The following is a 20,877-nucleotide window of genomic DNA, read 5'->3' on the forward strand; positions in this document are numbered from 1 at the left end:
GTCTTCAGCTTCTCTGCAGGGCGAGATGGGCGCCGAGCCCGACAAGCACCGCGCCACCGACCCGCTGCATGAACCTCTGCGTCCGCTGCGAGGCACGCAGGCGATTGGTCAGCGCGCCGGCAAAGAAGACGCAGACGATGTCGGCCGATGAAAACAGCAGGTTGACCACTGTTCCGAGAATTGCGAACTGCAGCCAGACCGGCAGGCTGGCGCTTGCATCGACGAACTGCGGCAGGAAGGCGAGGAAGAACAGCGCCGTCTTCGGGTTCAGCACCTCGACCATGACGCTCTCCGGGCGGACTTGGGCTGAACTGGCGAGCCGGAGGAGAAGTCTCCATCACGGCTGCGAAACAGCACGATGCCGAGCCAGATCAGATAGGCTGCGCCGCCAAGCTTCACGACTGTGTAGAGCAATGGCACGGCGTGGAAGATGAGCGACAGTCCGGCCGCCGCGGCCAGCACATGAACGTAGCAGCCGAGATGGATCCCGAGCACCGCCGAGAGGCCGGATCGACGCCCCCGCGCGACCGTCTGGGCCGCCGCATAGAGCATCGCCGGCCCGGGGATATAGGCGAAGATCGCCGTCGTGACGAAGAATGCGATCAGGACATCGGCCGAGGCCATGGCGGCTCCTATGACGACCGGTTCGCACCTTTGACCGCTTGAATCAAAGCTGGCGCTAGCGGCGCTTCCTCTTTGATTCGAATGGATTTTCCGACGCCCGCAGATGGATGCGGATCGGTACGCCCGGCATGTCGAAATCGGCGCGCAAGCCGTTCGTCAGGTAACGGATATAGGACTCCGGCACCGAATCGGGACGCGTGCAGGAGATCATGAAGGCCGGCGGGCGGGCCTTCACCTGGGTCATGTACTTAAGCTTCAACCGGCGCCCGGAGACCGCCGGTGGCGGATGCTGGATCTGCACGCCGTCCAGCCAGCGGTTGAGCTTGGCGGTCGAGATGCGCTTGTTCCACACCATGTCGGTCTCGATGATGCTCTGCATCAGCTTGTCCAGCCCATAGCCGGTCTGGCCGGACATCGGCACGGCGCGGATGCCGCGCGCCTGCGGCAGCAGCCGCTCGGTCTTTTCGCGAAGCTCCGCCAGCACTTCCTGCGGATACTCGACGAGATCCCACTTGTTGAAGGCCAGCACCGCGGCGCGCCCCTCGCGGATCACCAGGTCGACCAGTTGCAGGTCCTGCTTTTCGAACGGAATGGTCGAATCGAACACGATCACCACGGTTTCGGCAAAGCGGATCGAGCGCAGCGCGTCGGCCACCGAAAGCTTCTCGAGCTTTTCCTGGACGCGCGCCTTCTTGCGCATGCCGGCGGTGTCGAACATCTTGATGGTGCGGCCGCGCCAGTCCCATTCGACGGAAATGCTGTCGCGGGTAATGCCGGCTTCCGGACCCGTCAGCAGCCGGTCCTCGCCGAGAAAGCGGTTGATCAGCGTCGACTTGCCGGCATTCGGGCGGCCAATGATGGCGACGCGCAGCGGCTTCGTGTCGTCGTATTCCGGCTCGTAGTCCTCGTCCTCGAATTCCAGTTCCCCGCGCAGGTCGACATTGGTCTCGGGCTCGTCCACCTCGGGCGGAAAGGCGACATCCTCGCCGCCGATCGCCTCGACGATCGCGTCGCGCAGGTCGATCATCCCCTGGCCGTGTTCGGCCGAGATCGGCACCGGCTCGCCGAGCCCCAGGGTATAGGCGTCGTAGAACCCGCCGTCGGAACCCTTGGCCTCCGACTTGTTGGCGACCAGCACCACCGGCTTGCCGCTGCGGCGCAGCAGTTCGCCAAACGTCTTGTCGAGCGGCGTGAGGCCGGATTTCGCGTCGACCACGAAGAGCGTCAGATCCGCTTCGCCGATGGCGATCTCCGTCTGGGCGCGCATACGGCCTTCCAGCGTGTCCGGACCGACCTCTTCGAGGCCGGCGGTATCGATGATGGTGAAGCGCAGGTCGATCAGCTTGGCATCGCCCGGCCGCCGGTCACGGGTGACGCCCGGCGTATCGTCCACCAGCGCGAGCTTCTTGCCCACCAGCCGGTTGAACAGCGTCGATTTCCCGACGTTCGGGCGTCCGACGATCGCGACTGTAAAAGTCATGGGGTTCGTTCCTTCGGTCCTTCCCGCTTCGGGAAGTTAGGCCGCCCTGCCGGAGGCGGCAATTGTGTCGAGCATGATCTGCGCACGATTGGCGACGTTGCGCGGTGCGGCTGCATCGTCGGCAATGGCCTGGAACCATTCCTTCGCGCGCACCATGTCGTCGGCCTTGTAGGCCGCAAGCCCAAGCGCTTCGCGGGCCGAATTGCGCAGGGCATGAGTTCCGGTCGTCAGCACTTCCGCTTCGGCCGAGACCTGCTCATAGGTGCCGGTATCGATCAGAAGCCAGGCGGCTCGCAGGCGCGCCACGTCGCGCATGGCGTCGGGTGCAGCCGTATTGCCGGCAACCTCGGAATAGGCCGCGATGGCGCCGGGGACGTCACCCTTCTGGGCCAGTACGGCGGCCGCGCGCATCTGCGCCAGCACCGGGTAGGAACCGCTTCCGTCTTCCTCCAGCGCCTGGAAGGCGGCCAGAGCTTCGTCGTATTTGTCCTGGGAGGCGAGGTTCAGAGCCGCGAGAAACCGGTCGCCGGAAGCCGACGCATTGTGGTTCTTCCAGTATTCATAGCCGCGATAGCCGGCTGTCGCGAGAACGATCAGGATTGCGAGCGCGATGATGATCTTGCCGAAACGGCTCCAGACGTTCCTGAACCGGTCGGAACGGAGTTCCTCGTTCACTTCGCGGATAAAGCTGTCGTTGTCTTGCGCCATTCCAATCTCCGGCCCTCGAGGCCCATCATGCGGAAAAGCGCCTTCTAGCGCATTTTCCCGCGCATGTAAGGGGTGGCCGACGCGATTCTCCGATCGGCAGTGGCCGCAGATCGGGCTTTGCGTCCGCGCGACCCTCGCGCCATCCCGTCGTCCTTCCCAAGCTTTGCCGCATTCGGGTCACAGAAGGGCGCACCCACTCTCATTGCACGGTGCCCATGTTTTTCCGATTTTTGATGACCGTCTGCCTTTGCCTGCCACTCCCCGCCCTGGCCCAGCAACCGGAACAGCCAACGGAATCACCAAAGCCGAAGCAGCTGCTGCTCGTCTCCTTCGACGGCGCCGGCGACAATGCGCTCTGGCAGCGCAGCCGCGATTTCGCCAGGGCAAACGACATCCGCTTCACCTACTTCCTGTCCTGCGCGCTGGTGATCGCACGTCCCGCCGCATCGACCTACAAGGGTCCGCACCACAAGGCCGGCCGCTCCAACATCGGCTTTGCCCAGACCACCGAGGAAGCCCGCACCCGCCTCGCCCACGTCTGGCAGGCGCACGAGGAAGGTCACGAGATCGCCAGCCACACCTGCGGCCACTTCGATGGCGCCGACTGGAGCGTGGGTGACTGGAAGACGGAGATGAAGAGCTTCCGCGCGGTGCTTGCCGACGCCTGGGTCGCCAATGGCGTCGCTTCGGACGAGCCGCCGGGTTGGCGCAACCTGGTGAAGGACGGCATCCGCGGCTTTCGTGCCCCTTATCTGTCGGCGCCCGAAACCCTGTTTGAAGCGGAACGGGAAGAAGGCTTCCTCTACGATGCGAGCACCGTCACCAAGGGGCCGCTGATGCCCCGGGAGAAGGACGGCATCACCCAGTTCGGCCTGCCGCTGATCCCCGAGGGCCCGAAGCAACGGCCGATCATCGCCATGGACTACAATCTCTTCATCCGCCATTCCGCCGGTGTCGAGAAGCCCAGCCGGTCCGCCGAATTCGAGGACCGCGCCTACGCCGCCTTCCGGTCCGCCTTCGATCGCCAGTATGAGGGTGACCGCATCCCGCTCCAGATCGGCCTGCACTTCGTCAAGATGAACGGTGGCGCCTACTGGCGGGCCATGGAGCGGCTGGCCTCCGAAGTCTGCGCCCTCCCCGACGTCGCCTGCGTCACCTATGCGGAGGCGATGAGAGCGCTGCAGCACGGTTCGTCGGAGAGTTCCGGCCTCTAAAGACCGCATCGGCACGTTGAAAGCCCGGCCCAATGTGCTACATTTGTAGCACATCGGAGCGTCATCATGTCCAACATCACGAAGATCCGGCGGCAGGGCGGCGCCGCCGTTGTGACCATTCCGCCCGTCATGCTGCAGATGATGCAGACGCAGGTTGGCGACCAGCTTTCGCTGACGGTCGCGGATGGAGCCTTGGTGGCCCGGCCCGTGGAGCGCGCCAGCCGCCGCTATACGCTGAGAGAACTCCTGAAGGGTGCCGAGGAAATGGAACGGCTTTCAGCCGAGACCGCCCGGGCGCTGGATGGCGATCCCGTCGGTCGCGAGATCGGCTGATGATCCGCAGCAACGTGCCGCGGCGTGGCGACGTGTTCTGGATCGACCCCAATCCCGTGGCCGGTCGCGAAATGAAGAACCGGCACCGCTTCGTCGTCATCACGCCCCGGGAGATCAACGCCTTGGGCGTTGCGATGACCGTCCCCATCACCACTGGCGGCGCCTTCGCGAGGGACGTCGGTCTGGCGGTGCCGGTCACCGGCCATGACACCACCGGCATCGCCGTCTGCAACCAGGTGCGCAGCTTCGACATTGCTGCACGCATTCAGCAGAAGACGGCGCAGTACATCGAAACGCTGGATGCCGCGACCATGAACGAGATTGTCGCGCGGGTCGTCAGCGCCATCGATCCCGCGCCAGAGGCGCCCTGAGGGGCGCTTTTGTCTTCCTCCAGATTTTTAAACCAGCCCGAACAGAACCTTACCGCTTTTCACATTCACCTGGATTCACCTCCCGACCGGATGCGCGACAATCGGGGCGTCATCGGAAGGGAGCACCGGGTCGCGAACCGGGGTAGCGCCCGAACAAGGCTCGGTGCCGGTGATGGCTGCAGTGACGGACGGGACAGCAGGGAACTTCCTGAACGACACGGCAACCGGGGCAGGCGGAAAGCCTGAAAACACCAACCCCATACCTCAACCGCCTGCCCTCTCCCCTTTGAACCCGCGCGGGTCACCCGGCGCGGACCTAACGGCTGTCCGGCGTTACGTCGGCCGGTCGGCCTCCAGCTCGCCACCCATCGCTTCGCGCTCGAGATAGTGCCTGTCGATCTCCGGCAGCGGCTCGTCGTCGATCGCCTTTTCGAAGGCGCGCAGGCGCTTGTAGATCGACAGAAGCTCGACGATCGTCGGCCACGACGAGACGAGATACTGGAACGACGAGGTCACCTGCCCGAAGGCACCGGAAATCTGGTTCAGCGCGCCGAGCGAGATGCGGCCGGCGATGATCGACGGCGCCAGGATCAGCAGCGCGAAGATGTTGTTGATCTGCAGGTAGAAGATGCGCGCGATGTTGAAATAGAGGTAGTGGAAATAGAGCGTGAAGTAGTTGCGGCGGACGTTGTCGAAGAGCTCCGTCACCGTCATCGGCTGCGCCCGGTCGACATGGTCCTCGCCGTAGACGAGTTCCTTGCGGTAGGCGGCCTCGACGCGCTGGTTGCGGAACTCCAGGCCCGGCAGCTTGATGCCGACGAGCGCCATGAACACCGTCCCGAACAGCGACCAGAGGATGGCGGCCGTCACCAGCGGATAGGGAATTTCCCCGATCAGCGGCAGTTCCGTGATGTTTTCGGAGAGCCGCATCAGCACCGGCGTGAAGGCGATCAGCGTCATGATGGAATCGATGAAGCTGACGCCTAGCCCCTCGACGGTCGAGGAAAACCGCATCGTGTCCTCCTGGACGCGCTGCGAGGCGCCTTCGATCTTTCGGAGCTTCGGCCACTGCGACATGTAGTATTCATTCATCGCGGTACGCCAGCGGAAGATGTAGTGGCTGACGAAGAAGCGGGTGATGACCGCGACCGCGACCGCCACCATGGCGATGCCGAGGAAGACGCCGATCTGGCCGTAGAACTGGTCGGCCGTCACCGTGGCGGTCTGCGACACGGCCGCCTGCACCAGATCCCAGAACGGGCCGTACCAGTTGTTGATCGCCACGCTCACCTGCACCTGGAAATAGGTGGTGAACAGGATGACCGCCGAGCCGAGGATCGACCACATCTGCCAGCGGTGCGGCCGGTACCAGAACCAGAAGGCCGTGAAGATCGCGGTCACCAGGACGAAGTAGAGGTAGAACCACAGGAAGGCCGGCGACCAGAAAGTCGTGACGCCGATCTCGGGCGGCGCCTCGACCGGCACCGGCGGCATCCCGAAATACGCTCCCAGATCTTCTCCGACCGCATACCAGAAGGCGATGACGAGCGCCGACCAGACGGCTGCGGATATGAAGAAGAGCTTCGGTTGTGGAAAAAATGACTTGAACACGTGGCAGCACTCGTTGCGCGATCTGGCCGTGATTGGCTGGGGGGTGGCGTGGCGGCAAACTAGGGCAGAACTGTGTGGGCAGCAATGCCGCCCGGTGCGCCTTACAGAATTGTAATACCGTGTGTTCTCACGTTCGGCGGAGGATCGGCAGGACCAGCAGCGCCGAGACTGCGAGCGCCGCCGCCGCCAGCATCGTCGGCAGCGTGAAGCTGCCGCTGCCTTGCGCCAGCCAGCCGGCTGCCAGCGGCCCGGCAATCTGGCCGGTCCCGAAGGCGGCCGTCATGGAGGCGAGCGCCCTGCGCGGGCTTTCCGGCGCCAGCGTCCGGCCGATCTGCAGCCCGTAGGCTGTCACCGCCATGAAGGTGAGGCCGAGGAAGAGCCCTCCTACCAGCGCCCCCGCCATCGGCGGCAGCAGCACCGAACCCATGACGCCGACCGCTTCCAGCGCGATGCAGGCGGCGTAGGTGGCCGTTGCCCCCACCCGGTCGACCAGCAGGCGCCAGGCGAGCAGCGACAGCGCCGCCGCCGTGCCGGTGACGAACCAGGCGAGGAACTCCACCAGCGGACCGGCGTCGGTGGTGCGCGCGATCGTCACCAGGAAGGTCGCCGTGATCACATAGCCGAAGCCGAACAGGCCGTAGGACAGCGTCATCAGCACGAGCGGCCGCCGCCAGGGAAGCGGCGGTTCCTGCACGCGTATGGCACCGCTGGCCGGTCGCGGTAAAAGCGGGGCGATGACGAGAAGGCAGAGGAAGGCGATCACCGCGCTGCCGATCCAGCTCAGCCGCCAGCCGTGCGCCCCGTCGCCGGCGATGAGGTTGACGAGGAACACCAGCGCCGAGGACAATGCGATGCCGAAGCCGACGCCGCCGAAATGCAGCATCGGCACCCGCTCGCTCTGGGCGGCATAGGGCAGCACGATGGACGAGGTGAAGATCATCGCAAAGGCGCTGGCGACGCCGGCGAAAAGCCGGATGATGAGGAAACCGGCAAGGCTGTCGGTTGCCGCCATCGCCGCCAGCAGCAAGGCGGTCGCCAGAAGCGCGGCCAGTGCCACCCGCCTCTCCCGCCCCGCGGCCCAGCCGTAGGCCGAAAGCACCGCGCCCAGGAGATAGCCGACGAAATTGGCGCCGGCGATCAGCCCGGCATCGGCGGCAGACAGCGACGCGCCCGCCATCATCCCCGGCAGGATCGGCGTGTAGACGAAGCGTCCGAATCCCATCGCCGCCGCCATGGCGAGCGCCCCGGCAATTCCGACGGGCACGAACGAGGTCTGGAGCGGGCAGATCTGGGAAGCCATGCGCGCTTATCGCACCGCACCCGGGCGCCGGCAAACCAGCAATATTGATCCAACGATGCGCAACACTGATGGATCCTGCCGCGAAAAAGTGTCGGCGGCGCGGGCATGCAAATCAACGGACAATTGGAAAGCCCGAGACTTTCTCAACATCCCCGGAACTCTTCGCACCACCCCTTGTTCGGCACCCGTTCCCAACATGAGGAGAGAACAATGTTCTACACCGACGGAAAACTGCAATATCCCGTGCGCGTCGAGACACCGAACCCGTTGTTTGCCCGTGCGCTGCAGCAGGCCATCGGCGGCGTCGAGGGCGAGATCCGCGTCGCGATGCAGTACTTCTTCCAGGCCTGCGGCGCCCGGGGTAATCCCAAGTTTCGCGACCTTCTGATGAACACCGCGGCCGAAGAACTCGGCCATATCGAGATGCTGGCGACGGCGGTTGCCATGAACCTCGAAGGCGCCCCGCTCAGCCTCAAGGAAGAAGTCGCCAATGATCCGGTCGGCGGTGCGGTGCTTGGCGGCCTCAACCTCAAGAACCTTCTTTCCGCAGGTCTGTCGGCCATGCCGGTGGACTCCGACGGCGTGCCCTTCGACATGTCTCACATCTACGCCAGCGGCAATATCGCCGCCGACATGACGGCAAACGTCACCGCCGAATCGACCGGCCGCATCCTCGCCGTGCGCCTCTACAACATGACCAACGATCCGGGCATGAAGGACATGCTGTCCTTCCTGATCGCGCGCGATACCATGCACCAGAACCAGTGGATGGCGGCGCTGGAGGAACTGGGCGGCCCGACCGAGGTCTTCCCGATCCCCAACAGCTTCCCGCAGGACCAGGAAAACCAGGAGTTCAGCTATTCCTTCCTCGGCTTCCAGAAGGACGGCAGCGAGCCGGTCCAGGGCCGCTGGACGGAAGGCCAGTCGATCGACGGCAATGGCTCCTTCTCCAGCCGGCCGATGGAGCCGCTTGGCGAAAAGCCGAACCTCGGCCGGGCCAAGCCCAACAGCGGCGCCCAGGCGGAACAGCTCTAGGGAGGGGCTTCAATGGAAAGACGCTCTTTCCTCGCCGGCGCGGGCGGAGCTCTGGCTTCGCTTCCGCTGGCGGCCACGGCCATGGCCGCCGGCGAGCCGAAGGCCGGGATCAGGCTGCTCAGGTCCTATGTCGCCAATCGCGACCAGTTCCCGCAGGCACGTCAGCCCGACGAGAACGAGGTCCTGCGCCTTCGCCGGCGCCCGGACCGCAGCTTCGATCCCTCCAGCATTGCAGTCGAGAGACGCGACGGCAGCCAGCTTGGCTATCTGCCGCCGGCATCGACCGGCATGCTGGCCGCCCTGCTCGACACGGGCTTCGGTGCCTATGCCGTCGCCCTTGAAGGCGATGTCCGCTCCGGGGTCCCGATCGAGGTCTATCTGGAGAAACCCTCCAGCCGCACGGCCTGAGGCGCGCGCGGACCGGCGTCGAGATGTCTGGTGCAAGGAATGACGTCACGGGCGGCGCGATCCGCCCGTGACCGTCCTCTTGCGGCGACTTGATGAAATCGCACGATGCGGGCAAAGCACCGCCTCACCCCCTCGCCGGCTGACGCCGGTTATCCACAGCACCGCGCCCTGCATTCGTGATCCGCGACGGCGACCTGTGCGATGTCCGCACAGGTCGGCCCATCCGCCTCTGGAGAGACCTCTGCGGGGGCCGGCGCTTCATCATTTGTTAATCGAAACGGGAATGACCTCGCGGAAGATCTGAACTTCGCGCGCCTTCCTGACTTAACCTGTGCCGGTCGCTTGAGTCGGAGCGCGACATGAGGTCGCCGGCATCGGACCGGGCATGATGCCCGGACCGGCCGCTCTTGCGACGGTGCGGGCTTTCCGAGGCCAACCCGTGTTCAATGACTGAGCCGGGCGCCCGGGATCCCCGCACGCTGCCTTCTCTTGCTGGCTTGCCAACTTGCTAGCTTGCCAGCGTCAGGATCAGCGGCCCGTTGCGGGTGGCGACGATCGTGTGCTCGTATTGCACCGTCAGCGCCCGCGGCTCGCTGTAGAGCGTCCACGGATCGCCGTTGCCGCCGTCGACGGCCCAGTCGGCGCCGACCGACAGGAACGGCTCGATGGTGAACACCAGCCCCTCCTCGATCATCCGCGTCTCGGTCGGGTCCGGCCAGGTCGGCAATTCCTTGGGCTCGTCGTGCAGCGTGTGGCCGATGCCGTGGCTGGAAAGGTTCTGGATCAGCGTATAACGGTTCTTGCGCGCGAACTCACCGATGGCATTGCCGATGCCGGCCAGCGGCCGACCGGGCTTTACCTGCTGCAGGCCCGTCCACAGCGCGCGGCGTCCGTCGCGGCAAAGCTTCTCCGCCTGCCGCGTCACCGGCGGCACGGCGTAGGAAGCACCCGCATCGCCGAACAGCCCGTTCTTGACCGCCGAGACATCGATGTTGACGAGATCTCCCGCGCCGATCACCCGGTCGCCGGGAATGCCGTGAGCCACGACCTCGTTGACGCTGATGCAGGTGGCGCCCGGAAACTTGTAGCAGAACTCCGGCGCCGATTCCGCCTCGTTCTCCTCCAGCACCCGACGCCCGATGGCGTCGAGCTCGGCGGTGGTGATGCCGGGCTCGAGCGCCTTGGCCATGGTCTCGATGGCCACGGCGCAGATGCGCCCGACATCCTTGAGCTTCAGGAGTTCGTCTTCAGTGGTAACGATCATTCGACTATCCGATGATTTCGGGCCGGTGGCTTCAGGCGGCCGGTGTCGCGCCAACCGCCGAACCCGTCAATTCTTTTCTGACGAGCGGCGCCACTTTCGTGCCGAAGAGCTCGATGCCGCGCATGATCTGCGCATGCGGCATCAGCCCGATCGCCATCTGGATCAGCAGGCGGTCGTTGCCGAACACCCTGTGCGCCGCGACGATCTTTTCCGCCACCAGCTCCGGATCGCCGACAAAGAGATTGCCGGTCGGGCCGCGCGCCTGGTCGAACTGCGCCCGGTTGGTCGGCCCCCAGCCGCGCTCGCGGCCGATCCGGTCCATGACGGCGGCCTGCGGTCCGTAGAACTGGTCGGCGGCAATCTCGGTCGTGTCGGCGATGAAGCCGTGCACGTTGATGCTTGTCTTCAGCTTGGCCGGATCCTGCCCGGCCCGGCGGGCCGCCTCCCGGTAGAGGTTGAGAAGCGGTGCAAAGCGCGGATATTCGCCACCGATGATGGCAAGCGCCACCGGCAGGCCGAGCGCCCCTGCCCGCGCCACCGACTGCGGCGTGCCGCCGACGGCAATCCAGAGCGGCAGTCTCTCCTGCAGCGGGCGCGGATAGACGCCGCGGCCGTTGATCGGCGCGCGTAGTTGGCCCTCCGTCCAGGTCACCACCTCCTCGTCGCGGATCGCCATCAGCAGGTCGAGCTTTTCCGCAAAAAGCTGCTCGTAGTCGCCGAGGTCGTAGCCGAACAGCGGGAAGGATTCGATGAAGGAGCCCCGCCCGGCCATCATCTCGGCGCGGCCGTTGGAGATCAGGTCGAGCGTCGCAAACTGCTGGAAGACCCGCACCGGATCGTCTGACGAGAGCACCGAGACGGCACTGGTGAGGCGGATGGTCTTCGTCTTCACCGCCGCCGCCGCCAGCACGGTTGCCGGCGAGGAAACGAGATAATCCGGCCGATGATGCTCGCCGAGCCCGAAGACATCGAGGCCGACCTGGTCGGCAAGCTCGATCTCCTCCAGCAGGTTCTTCATCCGCTGCACGCCCTCCGCACCCTTGTCGGGCGCATTCGGGTCCACATCCGCAAAGGTATAAAGGCCGAGTTCCATGGAGAGGGTCCTATCTGGTGGTTTTCCTGCAGATAGAGAAGTGAGCCCCCGACCGCAAATGCGAATATCTCGAACGGTCCGTTCGATGGGATGGATGGCTAAGCGCTCGCAAGATCACCTGGCGCCCGCACAATGCTCCCGGACCTGCCGGGGGCAGACCGGCAACCTGCGCCTTTCGCGAAACGGCACGCTTGACGAAGACCAGATCTACATCCGCGCCAAAAGCGCCGCGAGCTGGTCCGTTGCCGCTCCCCAGCCTTCGTGGAAGCCCATGGCTTCGTGCGCCTCTTTATCTTCTTCGGTCCAGTGCCGCGCCTTGGCGGTATAGCGGGTCCGTCCGCCGGGCAGTTCCTCGAGCTCTACGACCCCGACCATGAAGGGCTTCTCCGTCGGCACCCAGCCTTCGGTGAAGGCATCGGTGAAGACCAGCTTCTCGTTCTCGATCACCTCGAGATAGACACCCTGGTTCGGGATCACCTCGCCGTCCGGTCCCTCCATGGTGTTGTTGCAGCGTCCGCCCGCGCGCACGTCGAGGTCGGCCTCCGTCACCTTCCAGGGCAGCGGGCAGAACCACTGCTTCATCAGCTCCGGCGTCGTCCACGCCTGGAAGATCTTCTCGCGCGGCGCGTCGATCTCGCGCACCAGCTTCAGTTCATGGCCAGGCGCCCTGTTCGTGATATCCATCGTCCTTCCTCCGGCTATAGTTGTTCACATGAAGACGTAGCGCCGGTGACGATAGGCTGCACCAAAAATCTGGTGCAGCCGGCTTCCTAGGCCGTTTTCGACTTGCCCGATACGGGCCGGGGTTCGGCCATCAGTCCCTTGAACAGGCAGTAGGTCGCGCCCAGCAGCACGATGGCGAAGGGGAAGCCGGTCGAGACCGCCATCGCCTGCAGCGCGGCAAGACCGCCGCCCAGCATCAGCGCGATGGCGACCAGTCCTTCGAAGCTTGCCCAGAACACCCGCTGCGGCGTCGGCGCATTGACCTTGCCGCCGGCGGCGATCGTGTCGATCACCAGCGAGCCGGAATCCGACGAGGTGACGAAGAACACGATGACCAGGATGATGCCGATCAGCGAGGTGATCTGCGTCAGCGGCAGATGCGCCAGCATCTCGAACAGCTGGATCTCCAGCGCCGCGTCCTGCACCGAGGTGAGCCCCTCGTTGACCACCTGGCTGATCGCCGTGCCGCCGAGCGCCGTCATCCACAGCGTCGACACCAGCGACGGGATCAGGAGCACCGCGATCAGGAACTCGCGCACCGTGCGGCCGCGGCTGACGCGGGCGATGAACATGCCGACGAAGGGCGACCAGCTGATCCACCAGGCCCAGTAGAAGGCCGTCCAGCCCTGGCGGAAGTTGTCGTCGTCGCGGCCGAACGGATTGGAGAGGGCCGGCAGATATTGCACGTAGGCGCTCAAATTGAGGAAGAAGCCGCGCAGGATCTGCCACGTCGGGCCGACGAGGATGACGAAGACCAGCAGCAGAAGGGCGAGAGCCATGTTGATCTCGGAGAGCCGCTTGACACCCTTGTCCATGCCCGCGACCACCGAGGCGATGGCAATGCCGGTGATGATGATCACGAGGAAGACGATCATGCCGAGGTTCGCGGGCAGACCGAACAGGAAGTTGAGCCCTGCTCCCGCCTGCTGCGCACCGATCCCGAGCGACGTCGAGAGGCCGAAGATCGTCGCGAAGACCGCGAGGATGTCGATGACATGGCCCGGCCAGCCCCAGACCCGTTCCCCGAAGATCGGATAGAAGATCGAGCGCAGCGTCAGCGGCAGGCCCTTGTTGTAGGCAAACAGCGCCAGCGACAGCGCCACCACCGCATAGATCGCCCAGGGGTGCAGCGACCAGTGGAAGATCGTCGCCGCCATGGCCAGGCGCCGCGCGCCCTCCTCGTCGCCCACCACGCCGTTGAGCGGCGCCCAGTCGGTGCGCACGCCGTCTTCGAACACAGGGCCGCCAAAGGCTGCCGTGTAGTTGCCGAGCGGTTCGGAAACGCCGTAGAACATCAGGCCGATGCCCATGCCGGCGGCGAACAGCATCGAGAACCACGACATGCGGCTGTAGTCCGGCGTCGCCTCCGGTCCACCCAGACGGACGCGCCCGAGCGGCAGGAAGATCAGAAGGATGCAGGCGAGCACCATGATGTTGCCCGCAAGCAGGAAGAACCAGGCAAGGTTCGACGTCAGCGCGTCGCGCAGCGCCACGAAGACGGGGCCGAGCGTCGTCTGGAAGATCAGCGTCAGAAACGTGAAGGCGACGATGCCGAGAGCCGAGACCGTGAAGACCACGTTGTGGATGTCGAACTCCAGGACGAAACGGCGGCGGTAACTGGTGTTGTCCTGGCCGATCTCGTAGTCGGTCTCGATGATCTGCGTCTTGCCCTCGGGGGCAGGAACGGCTTCTTCTGGGCCGGATGCGACCGTATCGCTCATGATTTGCTCCGTTCTCTTGCGGGCGGTGCCAACGGAGGACGCCTGCCTTGAACAGGAGGACGTCCGGAAGACGCAGATGGCACGCGCGAAAGGCTGCCGCCTGTGGCGCTGAAAGGCACGAGGCTGAGCAGCATCAGAAGACGGTAGATGGCGCAGCAGAAGGGAGCGACAACCCCTGCTGCCACATTATGGCCGTAAAAAAGCCACCGCGCTTCTGGTTCCCCCTGCCCGCCCGACCTATATTTGACGAGCAACAGTAACCCTCGAGGTACCCCGATGGCCGATCTCTCCGCTTATCGCATCACCACGCGCTGGCCGGCACAGAACCCAGACATCCTGCAGCTCTACTCGACCCCGACGCCGAACGGCGTCAAGGTGTCGATCATGCTGGAGGAGACCGGCCTGCCCTACGAGCCGCATTTCATCGACATCGGCGACAATGAGAGCTGGGCCCCGGAGTTCCTGTCGCTCAACCCGAACGGCAAGATCCCGGCAATCCTCGATCCCGACGGCCCGGGCGGCAAGCCTTTGGCACTCTTCGAAAGCGGCGCGATCCTGATCTATCTGGCGGAAAAGACCGGCAAGCTGCTGCCCGCAGATCCGGCCCGCCGGTATGAGACGATCGAGTGGCTGATGTTCCAGATGGGAGGGCTCGGCCCGATGTTCGGCCAGCTCGGCTTCTTCCACAAGTTCGCCGGCCGCGAGATCGAGGACAAGCGCCCGCTGGAGCGCTACGTCAAGGAATCCGCCCGCATCATCCGCGTCCTGGAGACGCGTCTCGAAGGCCGCGACTGGATCATGGGCGACGACTACACGATCGCCGACATCTCCATGCTTGGCTGGGTCCGCAACCTCGTCGGCTTCTACGGCGCCGGCGACCTCGTGCGCTACGACGAGCTGAAGAACGTGCCGAAGTGGCTGGCGCGCGGCCTGGCCCGGCCGGCGGTGGAACGCGGGCTGAACATTCCGGCACGGGCGTAGGTCAAAGCCGGCCGGAGTGTTTGCGCGATTTGGCCGGCGCGTCTATGATCGTCACATCATCGGAGGGAACTTAGAGTGAAGCTCAACATCTCCCTGAACGACCATCTTGCCGAGTATGTCGACGCCCAAGTCAGGTCCGGCAGGTTCGGATCGTCCGCAGAGGTCGTGGAGGAGGCACTGCGCCTCATGGAAGCCCGCAACACCATTCAGAATCAGGACCTCGATCAAGTTCGCGATGCCTGGCGCAAGGGTGAGGAGAGTGGCGATTACGCGCCGCTCGACATTGACAGCGTGATCGCCGAAGGCAGATCGCGTATGGCTGGCAAGGCCTGAACCGATGGCGACGCGGCCGGTTCTGTTTTCCCGGCTGGCACGTCACGATCTGATGAACATCTGGATCTGGGTGGCGACAACGAGCGGCGAGGCCAGAGCATCTCTCGTTCTCAGCGCCATCGAGCGAGGCATATCCAGACTGGAGGACTATCCGCATCTCGGCCCTGCGAAGCCGGAAATTGCTGCGGACGCTCGCATGCTGGTCGTGCAGCGATGGGTTGTTCTTTACGCGACCTCGGAACTAGCCATCCGAATTGTTCGCGTGCTGGATAGCGCGCTCGATCAGGACAACATCGAGTGGACCACAGACTTCCAGTAAGGGTCGGATCCCTGTGCTGCCTCGCTGCGCTGAACGGTGACCTGTCTCCGGCAAAAAGCGTCTGCTGCTGCCGGCGCTGCTGTGATCTGAGAGGTGCTGCGATCCAATGAACGAGCCCGCAAAATCAGCGTTTCAAAGCGCCGCGGGAGCGGCTCAAATCCGACAAACCCATGTCAAACTCAGGCACCACTCACCTCTTTGTGACGCCCGGGACATGATTTCGGCCCGAAAGTTAACTTCCCGGTAACCGCGACGGGCTGTATTAGAGCCTCGTTTGAGACGGTCCCCCGCAACAGATGAGGGCCAAAACCCACCGCACAGACACAGATGGAGGCATAATGTTCGCTCGGACAAGCTGCTTTGCTCTTTCGCTCATTCTCGGCTCGGCCGCGGTCGCCAGCGCTCAACCCACACGCATCAAGCAGTATGACGCCTGGGGCGTCTACTCCTACACCGCCGGCGGGCAGAAGAACTGCTACGCCCTTTCGGTGCCGGTCACGGCGCAGCCCTCCAACGTCAACCACGGCGACAACTTCCTGCTGATCGCGCCGGCCACCAACTCCAGCTACGCGCCGCAGGCGATCATGGGCTACAGCCTGAAGCCCGACGCCGACATCCGTGTCAACGTCGACGAAAAGTCCTTCAGCATGCGCCCCAAGGAAAATGCGGCCTGGGTGAAGAACCAGGCCGCCGAGCCGGAGATGGTCAACGCCATGCGGGCCGGACGCCAGCTGGTGCTGCAGGCCACCTCGCAGCGCGGTACCGATACCAGCTACACCTTCTCGCTGAACGGCGTGACCGCAGCACTCCAGGAAGTGCAGAAGTGCAACTGACATGCACCTCTGTCAGCAGCAGCCTGGCCGTCGGCCGGTCTGGATGAGGGCGGGCCTGCGGGCCTGCCGGATTGCAGCGCTGGGCGCAGCCGCTCTTGCCCTTGGGCACGTCCTGCACCTTCCGTCAGCCACGATCGCGCAGGCACAGCCGTCACCGATGACAGGCTTCAAGAAGGGCCGCGAGACCGGGTTTTCCGTGCCACGTTACGTGTCCCTGAAGGCGCGGCAGGCGCGCATGCGCGTCGGGCCGTCGACGGACTATCCGACGAAATGGCTCTACACCCAACCCGGCACGCCTTTGGAGATCACCGAGGAATACGGCAATTGGCGGCGCGTGCGCGACCACGACGGCGTCAGCGGCTGGATGTCCGGCGCGCTGCTGTCGGGCGAGCGCTCGGCACTGGTGGGGCCCTGGCTGAAGGAACCGGTGGCTTTGCGCGGCCGTCCCTCCGACAACGCCAGGATCACCGCCCGGCTGGAGCCGAAGGTGATGATGGCCGTGCGGTCCTGCGACGGCTCCTGGTGCGCCGTCGTGCTCAGAAGCGCGGGCGTCGAGGGTTTCGTCGATCAGGGCTCGCTCTGGGGCGTCTATCCCGGCGAACGCTTCGAATAGGCCGAGCGCCGGTCGGAACCGGGTGGGTCAGAGGCCACCCAAGGTCCTCCGGACCGCATTGTTCCAGCCCTCGATCTTGGCGGCCCGCACCGTTTCCTCCATCTGCGGCTCGAACCGTCGCTCGCGCGCCCAGCGGCGCGCGAACTCCGCCTGATCCGGCCATACGCCTGCCTGCGAGCCGGCAAGCCAGGCCGCCCCGAGTGCGGTGGTCTCCAGGATGGTGGGCCTGTCGACCGGCGCGTCGAGGAGGTCAGACAGCCGCTGCATCGTCCAGTCGGACGCGACCATGCCGCCGTCGACGCGCAGCACGGTCTCGCTGCCCGCCTTTTTCCAGTCCTTGTGCATGGCGTCCAGCAGGTCGCGCGTCTGGTAGCAGACCGCCTCGAGTGCGGCGCGCGAAAGCTCCGCCGGACCTGTGTTGCGGGTCAGCCCGAAGATCGCGCCGCGTGCCTCGGCGTCCCAATGCGGTGCGCCCAGTCCTGTAAATGCCGGCACCAGATAGACGTTCTGCTCAGGATCGGCGCTTTCGGCCAGCGCGCCGGTCTGCTCGGCCTTGCGGATGATCCCCAGTCCGTCCCGCAGCCACTGGACGGCAGCGCCGGCGATGAAGATCGAGCCTTCCAGCGCATAGGTGGTCCGGCCGTTCAGCCGGTAGGCGATCGTCGTCAAGAGCCGGTTCTGCGACGGCACGATCTCGGCACCGGTGTTGAGGACGGCAAAGCAGCCGGTCCCATAGGTGGACTTGATCATGCCGGGTTCGAAACAGGCCTGGCCGATCGTCGCCGCCTGCTGGTCGCCGGCAACGCCGAGGATCGGGATGGCCGCGCCGAACAGGCGAGGCTCGGTCACGCCGAAGTCGTCGGCGCAATCCTTCACCTCCGGCAGCATCGCTTCCGGAATGTCGAGGATCCGCAGCAGTTCCTCGTCCCAGCGGTTTTCGGCGATGTTGTAGAGAAGCGTGCGCGAGGCATTGGTGGCGTCGGTGACGAAACGCTTGCCGCCCGTCAGCCGCCAGATCAGGTAGGTGTCGATCGTGCCGAAGCAGAGTTCGCCATTGGCGGCGCGTGCCCTCGCGCCTTCCACGTTGGAGAGCAGCCAGGACAGCTTGGTTCCGGAAAAATAGGGGTCGAGCAGCAACCCGGTCCTTGCCGTGAAGACCTCTTCAAGCCCGTCGGCCTTCATCTCCTCGCAGAGACCTGCGGTGCGCCGGTCCTGCCAGACGATGGCGTTGTGGATCGCCTGGCCGGTCTCCTTCTCCCAGACCACCACGGTCTCGCGCTGGTTGGTGATGCCGATTGCCGCGACGTCGGCGGCGCGGATGCCGGCCTTTCGGATCGCCTGACGGATGGTCAGCACCACAGAGCCCCAGATCTCCTCCGGATCGTGCTCCACCCATCCAGACTTCGGGAAGATCTGGGTGAACTCCTTCTGCCCGACGCCCGCGATCTTCATGCTCTCGTCAAAGACGATCGCCCGGCTCGACGTCGTCCCCTGGTCGATCGCCAACACATAACCAGCCATTTCGGTCCTCCCCCGCCTCATGCCATTCGTGCCAAGGGTTTGAGCAGATGCGACAAAGACGTGTCAACGGGGGCTGACAAATGCCGCTGCCTGCAAAACGGATCTTGCGGCTGCCGGTCTCGGAACAAAAGGCGCCGTCAGCCGTAGTGGCATCATCCCATCCTCTGCAACCTGAGGCGCCACCATGACAACGACCTACTCGACAACGACGTCCGGGAGGGCGGGCTTTGCACTAAGCTCGCTCTTCGTCCCCTTCCCGTTCGTCTGCTTCACGCTGACGCTTTTCACCGACATCCTCTACTGGCAGACCTCCTTCCTGATGTGGCAGAACTTCTCTTCCTGGCTGCTCTTTGCAGGTCTCGTTGGCGGAGCGCTTGGCCTGATCGCCGGCCTGTTCGATATGCTGCGCCGGTCGACACGGATGGTCGGTCCCGGCTGGGCCGCGGCAATCGCCTACATCATCGTGCTGGCACTCGCCCTTCTCAACAGCCTGATCCATGCCGGCGACGGCTGGCCGGCCGTGGTTCCGAACGGCCTTATCGTCTCGGCCCTGACGGTTGCCTTGATCCTGGTCACCATCCTGCTCGCTGCCCGCAACCGGTCCCGCGTAATCTGGAGTGTTGAACGATGAACCGCCCTTTCCGTACCCTTGCGCTGGCCTCGACCGCCGTTGCCGTCCTGGCACTGGCCGGCTGCAGCGAGGAGAATTCCAGCTTCGACATCTCCCAGCAGATCGGCCCGGACCCCGTGCTGCCTGAACCGCAAAGCCAGTTGCTGCCCGACCTGAAGGTTGCCGAAGTTATCGGATGGCAGGAGGGCGAAACCCCAACGGTCGCCGAGGGCCTTACCGTCACCGCCTATGCGAATGATCTCGCCAACCCGCGCACCGTCCACACGCTGCCGAACGGCGACGTGCTCGTCGTGCAGGGGAAAGCGCCGAGCGGCAAGCCGACCGAACGGCCGAAGGACCTCATCCGCGACTGGATCATGGCGTTCGCCTCGGGCAAGCCAAGCGGCGGCCCGCCGAAGGAGAGCAATCTCATCACGCTCCTGCGCGACACAGATCGCGACGGCACCGTGGACGAACGCCACGACCTCTTGACCGGCATCCACTCGCCCTTCGGCGTGGCCTTTGCCGACAATACCCTCTATGTGGCGGCGGCGGATGCCATCCTCGCCTACCCCTATACCCTCGGCCAGAACCAGATCACCGACACGCCACGCGTGCTGACGCCGCTGCCTGGCGGCCCGATCAACCACCACTGGACGAAGGACCTGGCGCTGAGCCCCGACGGTCGGTTCCTCTATGCCTCGGTCGGCTCGAACTCCAACGCGGCCGAACGCGGCATGGAAGCCGAGAAGGGTCGTGCCGCGATCTGGCAGGTGGACCGCCAGACGGGTGCCGCCCGCGTCTTTGCCTCGGGTCTGCGCAATCCGAACGGCCTGACCTTCCACCCGGAGACCGGGGTGCTCTGGACCGTCGTCAACGAACGTGACGAACTCGGGCCCAACCTGGTGCCGGACTACATGACATCGGTGAAGGAAAACGCCTTCTACGGCTGGCCCTATAGCTACTATGGCCAGCATGTGGACGAACGGGTCCATCCGCCGCGGCCGGATCTGGTGGAGCAGGCGATTGCGCCCGACTATGCGCTCTCCAGCCATGTGGCAGCCCTCGGCATGACGTTCTCCATGAACTCGGCCATGCCCGAGGCCTACGGCGCTGGCGCCTTCGTCGGTCACCGCGGCAGCTGGAACCGCACCCAGTTCAACGGTTACAAGGTGGTCTACATCCCCTTCGAGAACGGCATGCCGAACGGGCAGCCGGTCGACGTGGTGACCGGCTTCCTCGATGGTGACAATGCCCGCGGCCGTCCGGTCGGCGTCGGCATCGATGGCACCGGCGCACTGCTGCTCGCCGACGACGCCGGCAATACCGTCTGGCGCATTGCACCGGCCGACGGCACGGTCATCCCCGAGCCGATCGCCACGGACGCCTCCCCGACGGCAGCGGCAGCCACCGCACCCGCGATAGGCACGGCCGTGACACCGCCGGCCGGACAGCCCGCCCCGAATGCGGCCCCGGGCGCAACCGGCGGCACCACCGGCCGGGTTGCGCCGGCCCCGACGGGTGCCGCACCGACCGGTGACACGCCTCCCGGCGTTGTCACACCGGCTCCGGCCGCCGGCACCCCCGGGACGGTGACGCAGCCGGCCCAGCCGCAGATCGCCCCGGCCGTCCAGCCTCCGGCAGCGGTCGAGGACGCCGCCCCAGCCGTTGCCGACTGACCAGACGAGAGCCGGCGCCCCTTGCGGGCGCCGGCAATCTGGACGCGTTACGTCAGGCGTGGCATCGTCCCCGCAGCTCCTGGAGCGGCACACGCGGAGAGAC

At 65.2% G+C, this 20,877-nt stretch carries 21 protein-coding genes and 1 pseudogene; 12 read left to right on the top strand and 10 right to left on the bottom strand.

Features of this window, described 5'->3' with window-relative positions:
• Window positions 1-4: 4 nt before the first annotated feature.
• The 3 genes and pseudogenes from M1E10_RS20060 to M1E10_RS20070 all read right to left on the bottom strand — a co-directional run bounded on the left by M1E10_RS20060 (window position 5) and on the right by M1E10_RS20070 (window position 2,812).
• A pseudogene (locus M1E10_RS20060) lies at window positions 5-624 on the bottom strand (LysE family translocator).
• Between the two features lie 55 nt (window positions 625-679).
• The gene (der, locus tag M1E10_RS20065) at window positions 680-2,104 is read right to left on the bottom strand and encodes a ribosome biogenesis GTPase Der (RefSeq protein WP_499174559.1); all 1,425 of its coding nucleotides are present in this window, start codon (window positions 2,102-2,104) and stop codon (window positions 680-682) included.
• 36 nt (window positions 2,105-2,140) lie between these two features.
• Window positions 2,141-2,812 carry a tetratricopeptide repeat protein gene (locus M1E10_RS20070; RefSeq protein WP_499174560.1) on the bottom strand — a complete coding sequence of 224 codons (672 nt, stop codon included), beginning with the start codon at window positions 2,810-2,812 and terminating at the stop codon, window positions 2,141-2,143.
• A gap of 233 nt (window positions 2,813-3,045) precedes the next feature.
• Between M1E10_RS20070 and M1E10_RS20075 the strand changes: the two genes are divergently transcribed.
• The 3 genes from M1E10_RS20075 (at window position 3,046) to mazF (ending at window position 4,730) form a co-directional block, all read left to right on the top strand.
• Complete coding sequence (locus M1E10_RS20075) at window positions 3,046-4,026, top strand: polysaccharide deacetylase family protein (protein ID WP_499174561.1); 981 nt, start codon at window positions 3,046-3,048, stop codon at window positions 4,024-4,026.
• 66 nt (window positions 4,027-4,092) lie between these two features.
• Window positions 4,093-4,359 (top strand): AbrB/MazE/SpoVT family DNA-binding domain-containing protein, encoded by a 267-nt coding sequence (gene mazE / locus M1E10_RS20080; RefSeq protein ID WP_499174562.1) that lies wholly within the window; start codon window positions 4,093-4,095, stop codon window positions 4,357-4,359.
• Window positions 4,359-4,730: a putative type II toxin-antitoxin system PemK/MazF family toxin gene (mazF, locus tag M1E10_RS20085; protein ID WP_499174563.1), complete on the top strand. Its 372-nt coding sequence runs from the start codon at window positions 4,359-4,361 to the stop codon at window positions 4,728-4,730. Before mazE ends, mazF begins: the two co-directional genes overlap by 1 nt.
• Before the next feature lie 333 nt (window positions 4,731-5,063).
• Here the strand turns inward: mazF and sbmA are convergent, their stop codons facing one another.
• Window positions 5,064-6,341, bottom strand: a complete 1,278-nt coding sequence (sbmA, locus tag M1E10_RS20090) for a peptide transporter (protein WP_499174564.1) — start codon at window positions 6,339-6,341, stop codon at window positions 5,064-5,066.
• A 127-nt stretch (window positions 6,342-6,468) separates the two neighbouring features.
• Entirely contained in the window at window positions 6,469-7,641 is a 1,173-nt protein-coding gene (locus M1E10_RS20095; protein WP_499174565.1) for an MFS transporter, read from the bottom strand.
• 210 nt (window positions 7,642-7,851) lie between these two features.
• Here M1E10_RS20095 and M1E10_RS20100 point away from each other — a divergent pair, with 210 nt between their 5' ends.
• Together M1E10_RS20100 and M1E10_RS20105 are read left to right on the top strand one after the other, a co-directional pair.
• Window positions 7,852-8,676 (top strand): manganese catalase family protein, encoded by an 825-nt coding sequence (locus M1E10_RS20100; RefSeq protein WP_499174566.1) that lies wholly within the window; start codon window positions 7,852-7,854, stop codon window positions 8,674-8,676.
• Between the two features lie 12 nt (window positions 8,677-8,688).
• Window positions 8,689-9,084 (top strand): HIRAN domain-containing protein, encoded by a 396-nt coding sequence (locus M1E10_RS20105; RefSeq protein WP_499174567.1) that lies wholly within the window; start codon window positions 8,689-8,691, stop codon window positions 9,082-9,084.
• Between the two features lie 508 nt (window positions 9,085-9,592).
• Here the strand turns inward: M1E10_RS20105 and map are convergent.
• The 4 genes from map to M1E10_RS20125 form a co-directional block, all read right to left on the bottom strand.
• A complete protein-coding gene (gene map, locus M1E10_RS20110) occupies window positions 9,593-10,348 on the bottom strand; it encodes a methionyl aminopeptidase (protein WP_499174568.1) in 756 nt (251 codons plus the stop codon).
• 31 nt (window positions 10,349-10,379) lie between these two features.
• Window positions 10,380-11,441, bottom strand: a complete 1,062-nt coding sequence (locus M1E10_RS20115) for an LLM class flavin-dependent oxidoreductase (protein ID WP_499174569.1) — start codon at window positions 11,439-11,441, stop codon at window positions 10,380-10,382.
• Between the two features lie 207 nt (window positions 11,442-11,648).
• Window positions 11,649-12,125: an SRPBCC family protein gene (locus M1E10_RS20120; protein ID WP_499174570.1), complete on the bottom strand. Its 477-nt coding sequence runs from the start codon at window positions 12,123-12,125 to the stop codon at window positions 11,649-11,651.
• Between the two features lie 86 nt (window positions 12,126-12,211).
• Window positions 12,212-13,885: a BCCT family transporter gene (locus M1E10_RS20125; protein ID WP_499174571.1), complete on the bottom strand. Its 1,674-nt coding sequence runs from the start codon at window positions 13,883-13,885 to the stop codon at window positions 12,212-12,214.
• 276 nt (window positions 13,886-14,161) lie between these two features.
• On the opposite strand from M1E10_RS20125, the gene M1E10_RS20130 reads away from it, so the two are divergent.
• From M1E10_RS20130 to M1E10_RS20150, 5 genes are all read left to right on the top strand, one after another.
• Window positions 14,162-14,866: a glutathione S-transferase family protein gene (locus tag M1E10_RS20130; protein ID WP_499174572.1), complete on the top strand. Its 705-nt coding sequence runs from the start codon at window positions 14,162-14,164 to the stop codon at window positions 14,864-14,866.
• Window positions 14,867-14,941: 75 nt separating this feature from the next.
• Complete coding sequence (locus M1E10_RS20135; RefSeq protein WP_499174573.1) at window positions 14,942-15,199, top strand: ribbon-helix-helix domain-containing protein; 258 nt, start codon at window positions 14,942-14,944, stop codon at window positions 15,197-15,199.
• 4 nt (window positions 15,200-15,203) lie between these two features.
• Window positions 15,204-15,518 carry a type II toxin-antitoxin system RelE/ParE family toxin gene (locus M1E10_RS20140; protein ID WP_499174574.1) on the top strand — a complete coding sequence of 105 codons (315 nt, stop codon included), beginning with the start codon at window positions 15,204-15,206 and terminating at the stop codon, window positions 15,516-15,518.
• 338 nt (window positions 15,519-15,856) lie between these two features.
• Window positions 15,857-16,351: an invasion associated locus B family protein gene (locus M1E10_RS20145; RefSeq protein WP_499174575.1), complete on the top strand. Its 495-nt coding sequence runs from the start codon at window positions 15,857-15,859 to the stop codon at window positions 16,349-16,351.
• Window position 16,352: 1 nt separating this feature from the next.
• Window positions 16,353-16,964, top strand: a complete 612-nt coding sequence (locus tag M1E10_RS20150; RefSeq protein ID WP_499174576.1) for an SH3 domain-containing protein — start codon at window positions 16,353-16,355, stop codon at window positions 16,962-16,964.
• Between the two features lie 27 nt (window positions 16,965-16,991).
• On the opposite strand, the gene glpK is transcribed toward M1E10_RS20150, so the two are convergent.
• The gene (glpK, locus tag M1E10_RS20155) at window positions 16,992-18,485 is read right to left on the bottom strand and encodes an FGGY family carbohydrate kinase (RefSeq protein ID WP_499174577.1); all 1,494 of its coding nucleotides are present in this window, start codon (window positions 18,483-18,485) and stop codon (window positions 16,992-16,994) included.
• Window positions 18,486-18,669: 184 nt separating this feature from the next.
• Between glpK and M1E10_RS20160 the strand changes: the two genes are divergently transcribed.
• Window positions 18,670-19,116: a DUF2231 domain-containing protein gene (locus M1E10_RS20160; RefSeq protein WP_499174578.1), complete on the top strand. Its 447-nt coding sequence runs from the start codon at window positions 18,670-18,672 to the stop codon at window positions 19,114-19,116.
• Window positions 19,113-20,774, top strand: a complete 1,662-nt coding sequence (locus tag M1E10_RS20165; protein ID WP_499174579.1) for a PQQ-dependent sugar dehydrogenase — start codon at window positions 19,113-19,115, stop codon at window positions 20,772-20,774. The genes M1E10_RS20160 and M1E10_RS20165 overlap by 4 nt, the downstream gene beginning before the upstream one ends.
• The last annotated feature ends 103 nt before the right edge of the window (window positions 20,775-20,877 follow it).

Source organism: Rhizobium sp. PK7-22 (assembly GCF_056530405.1).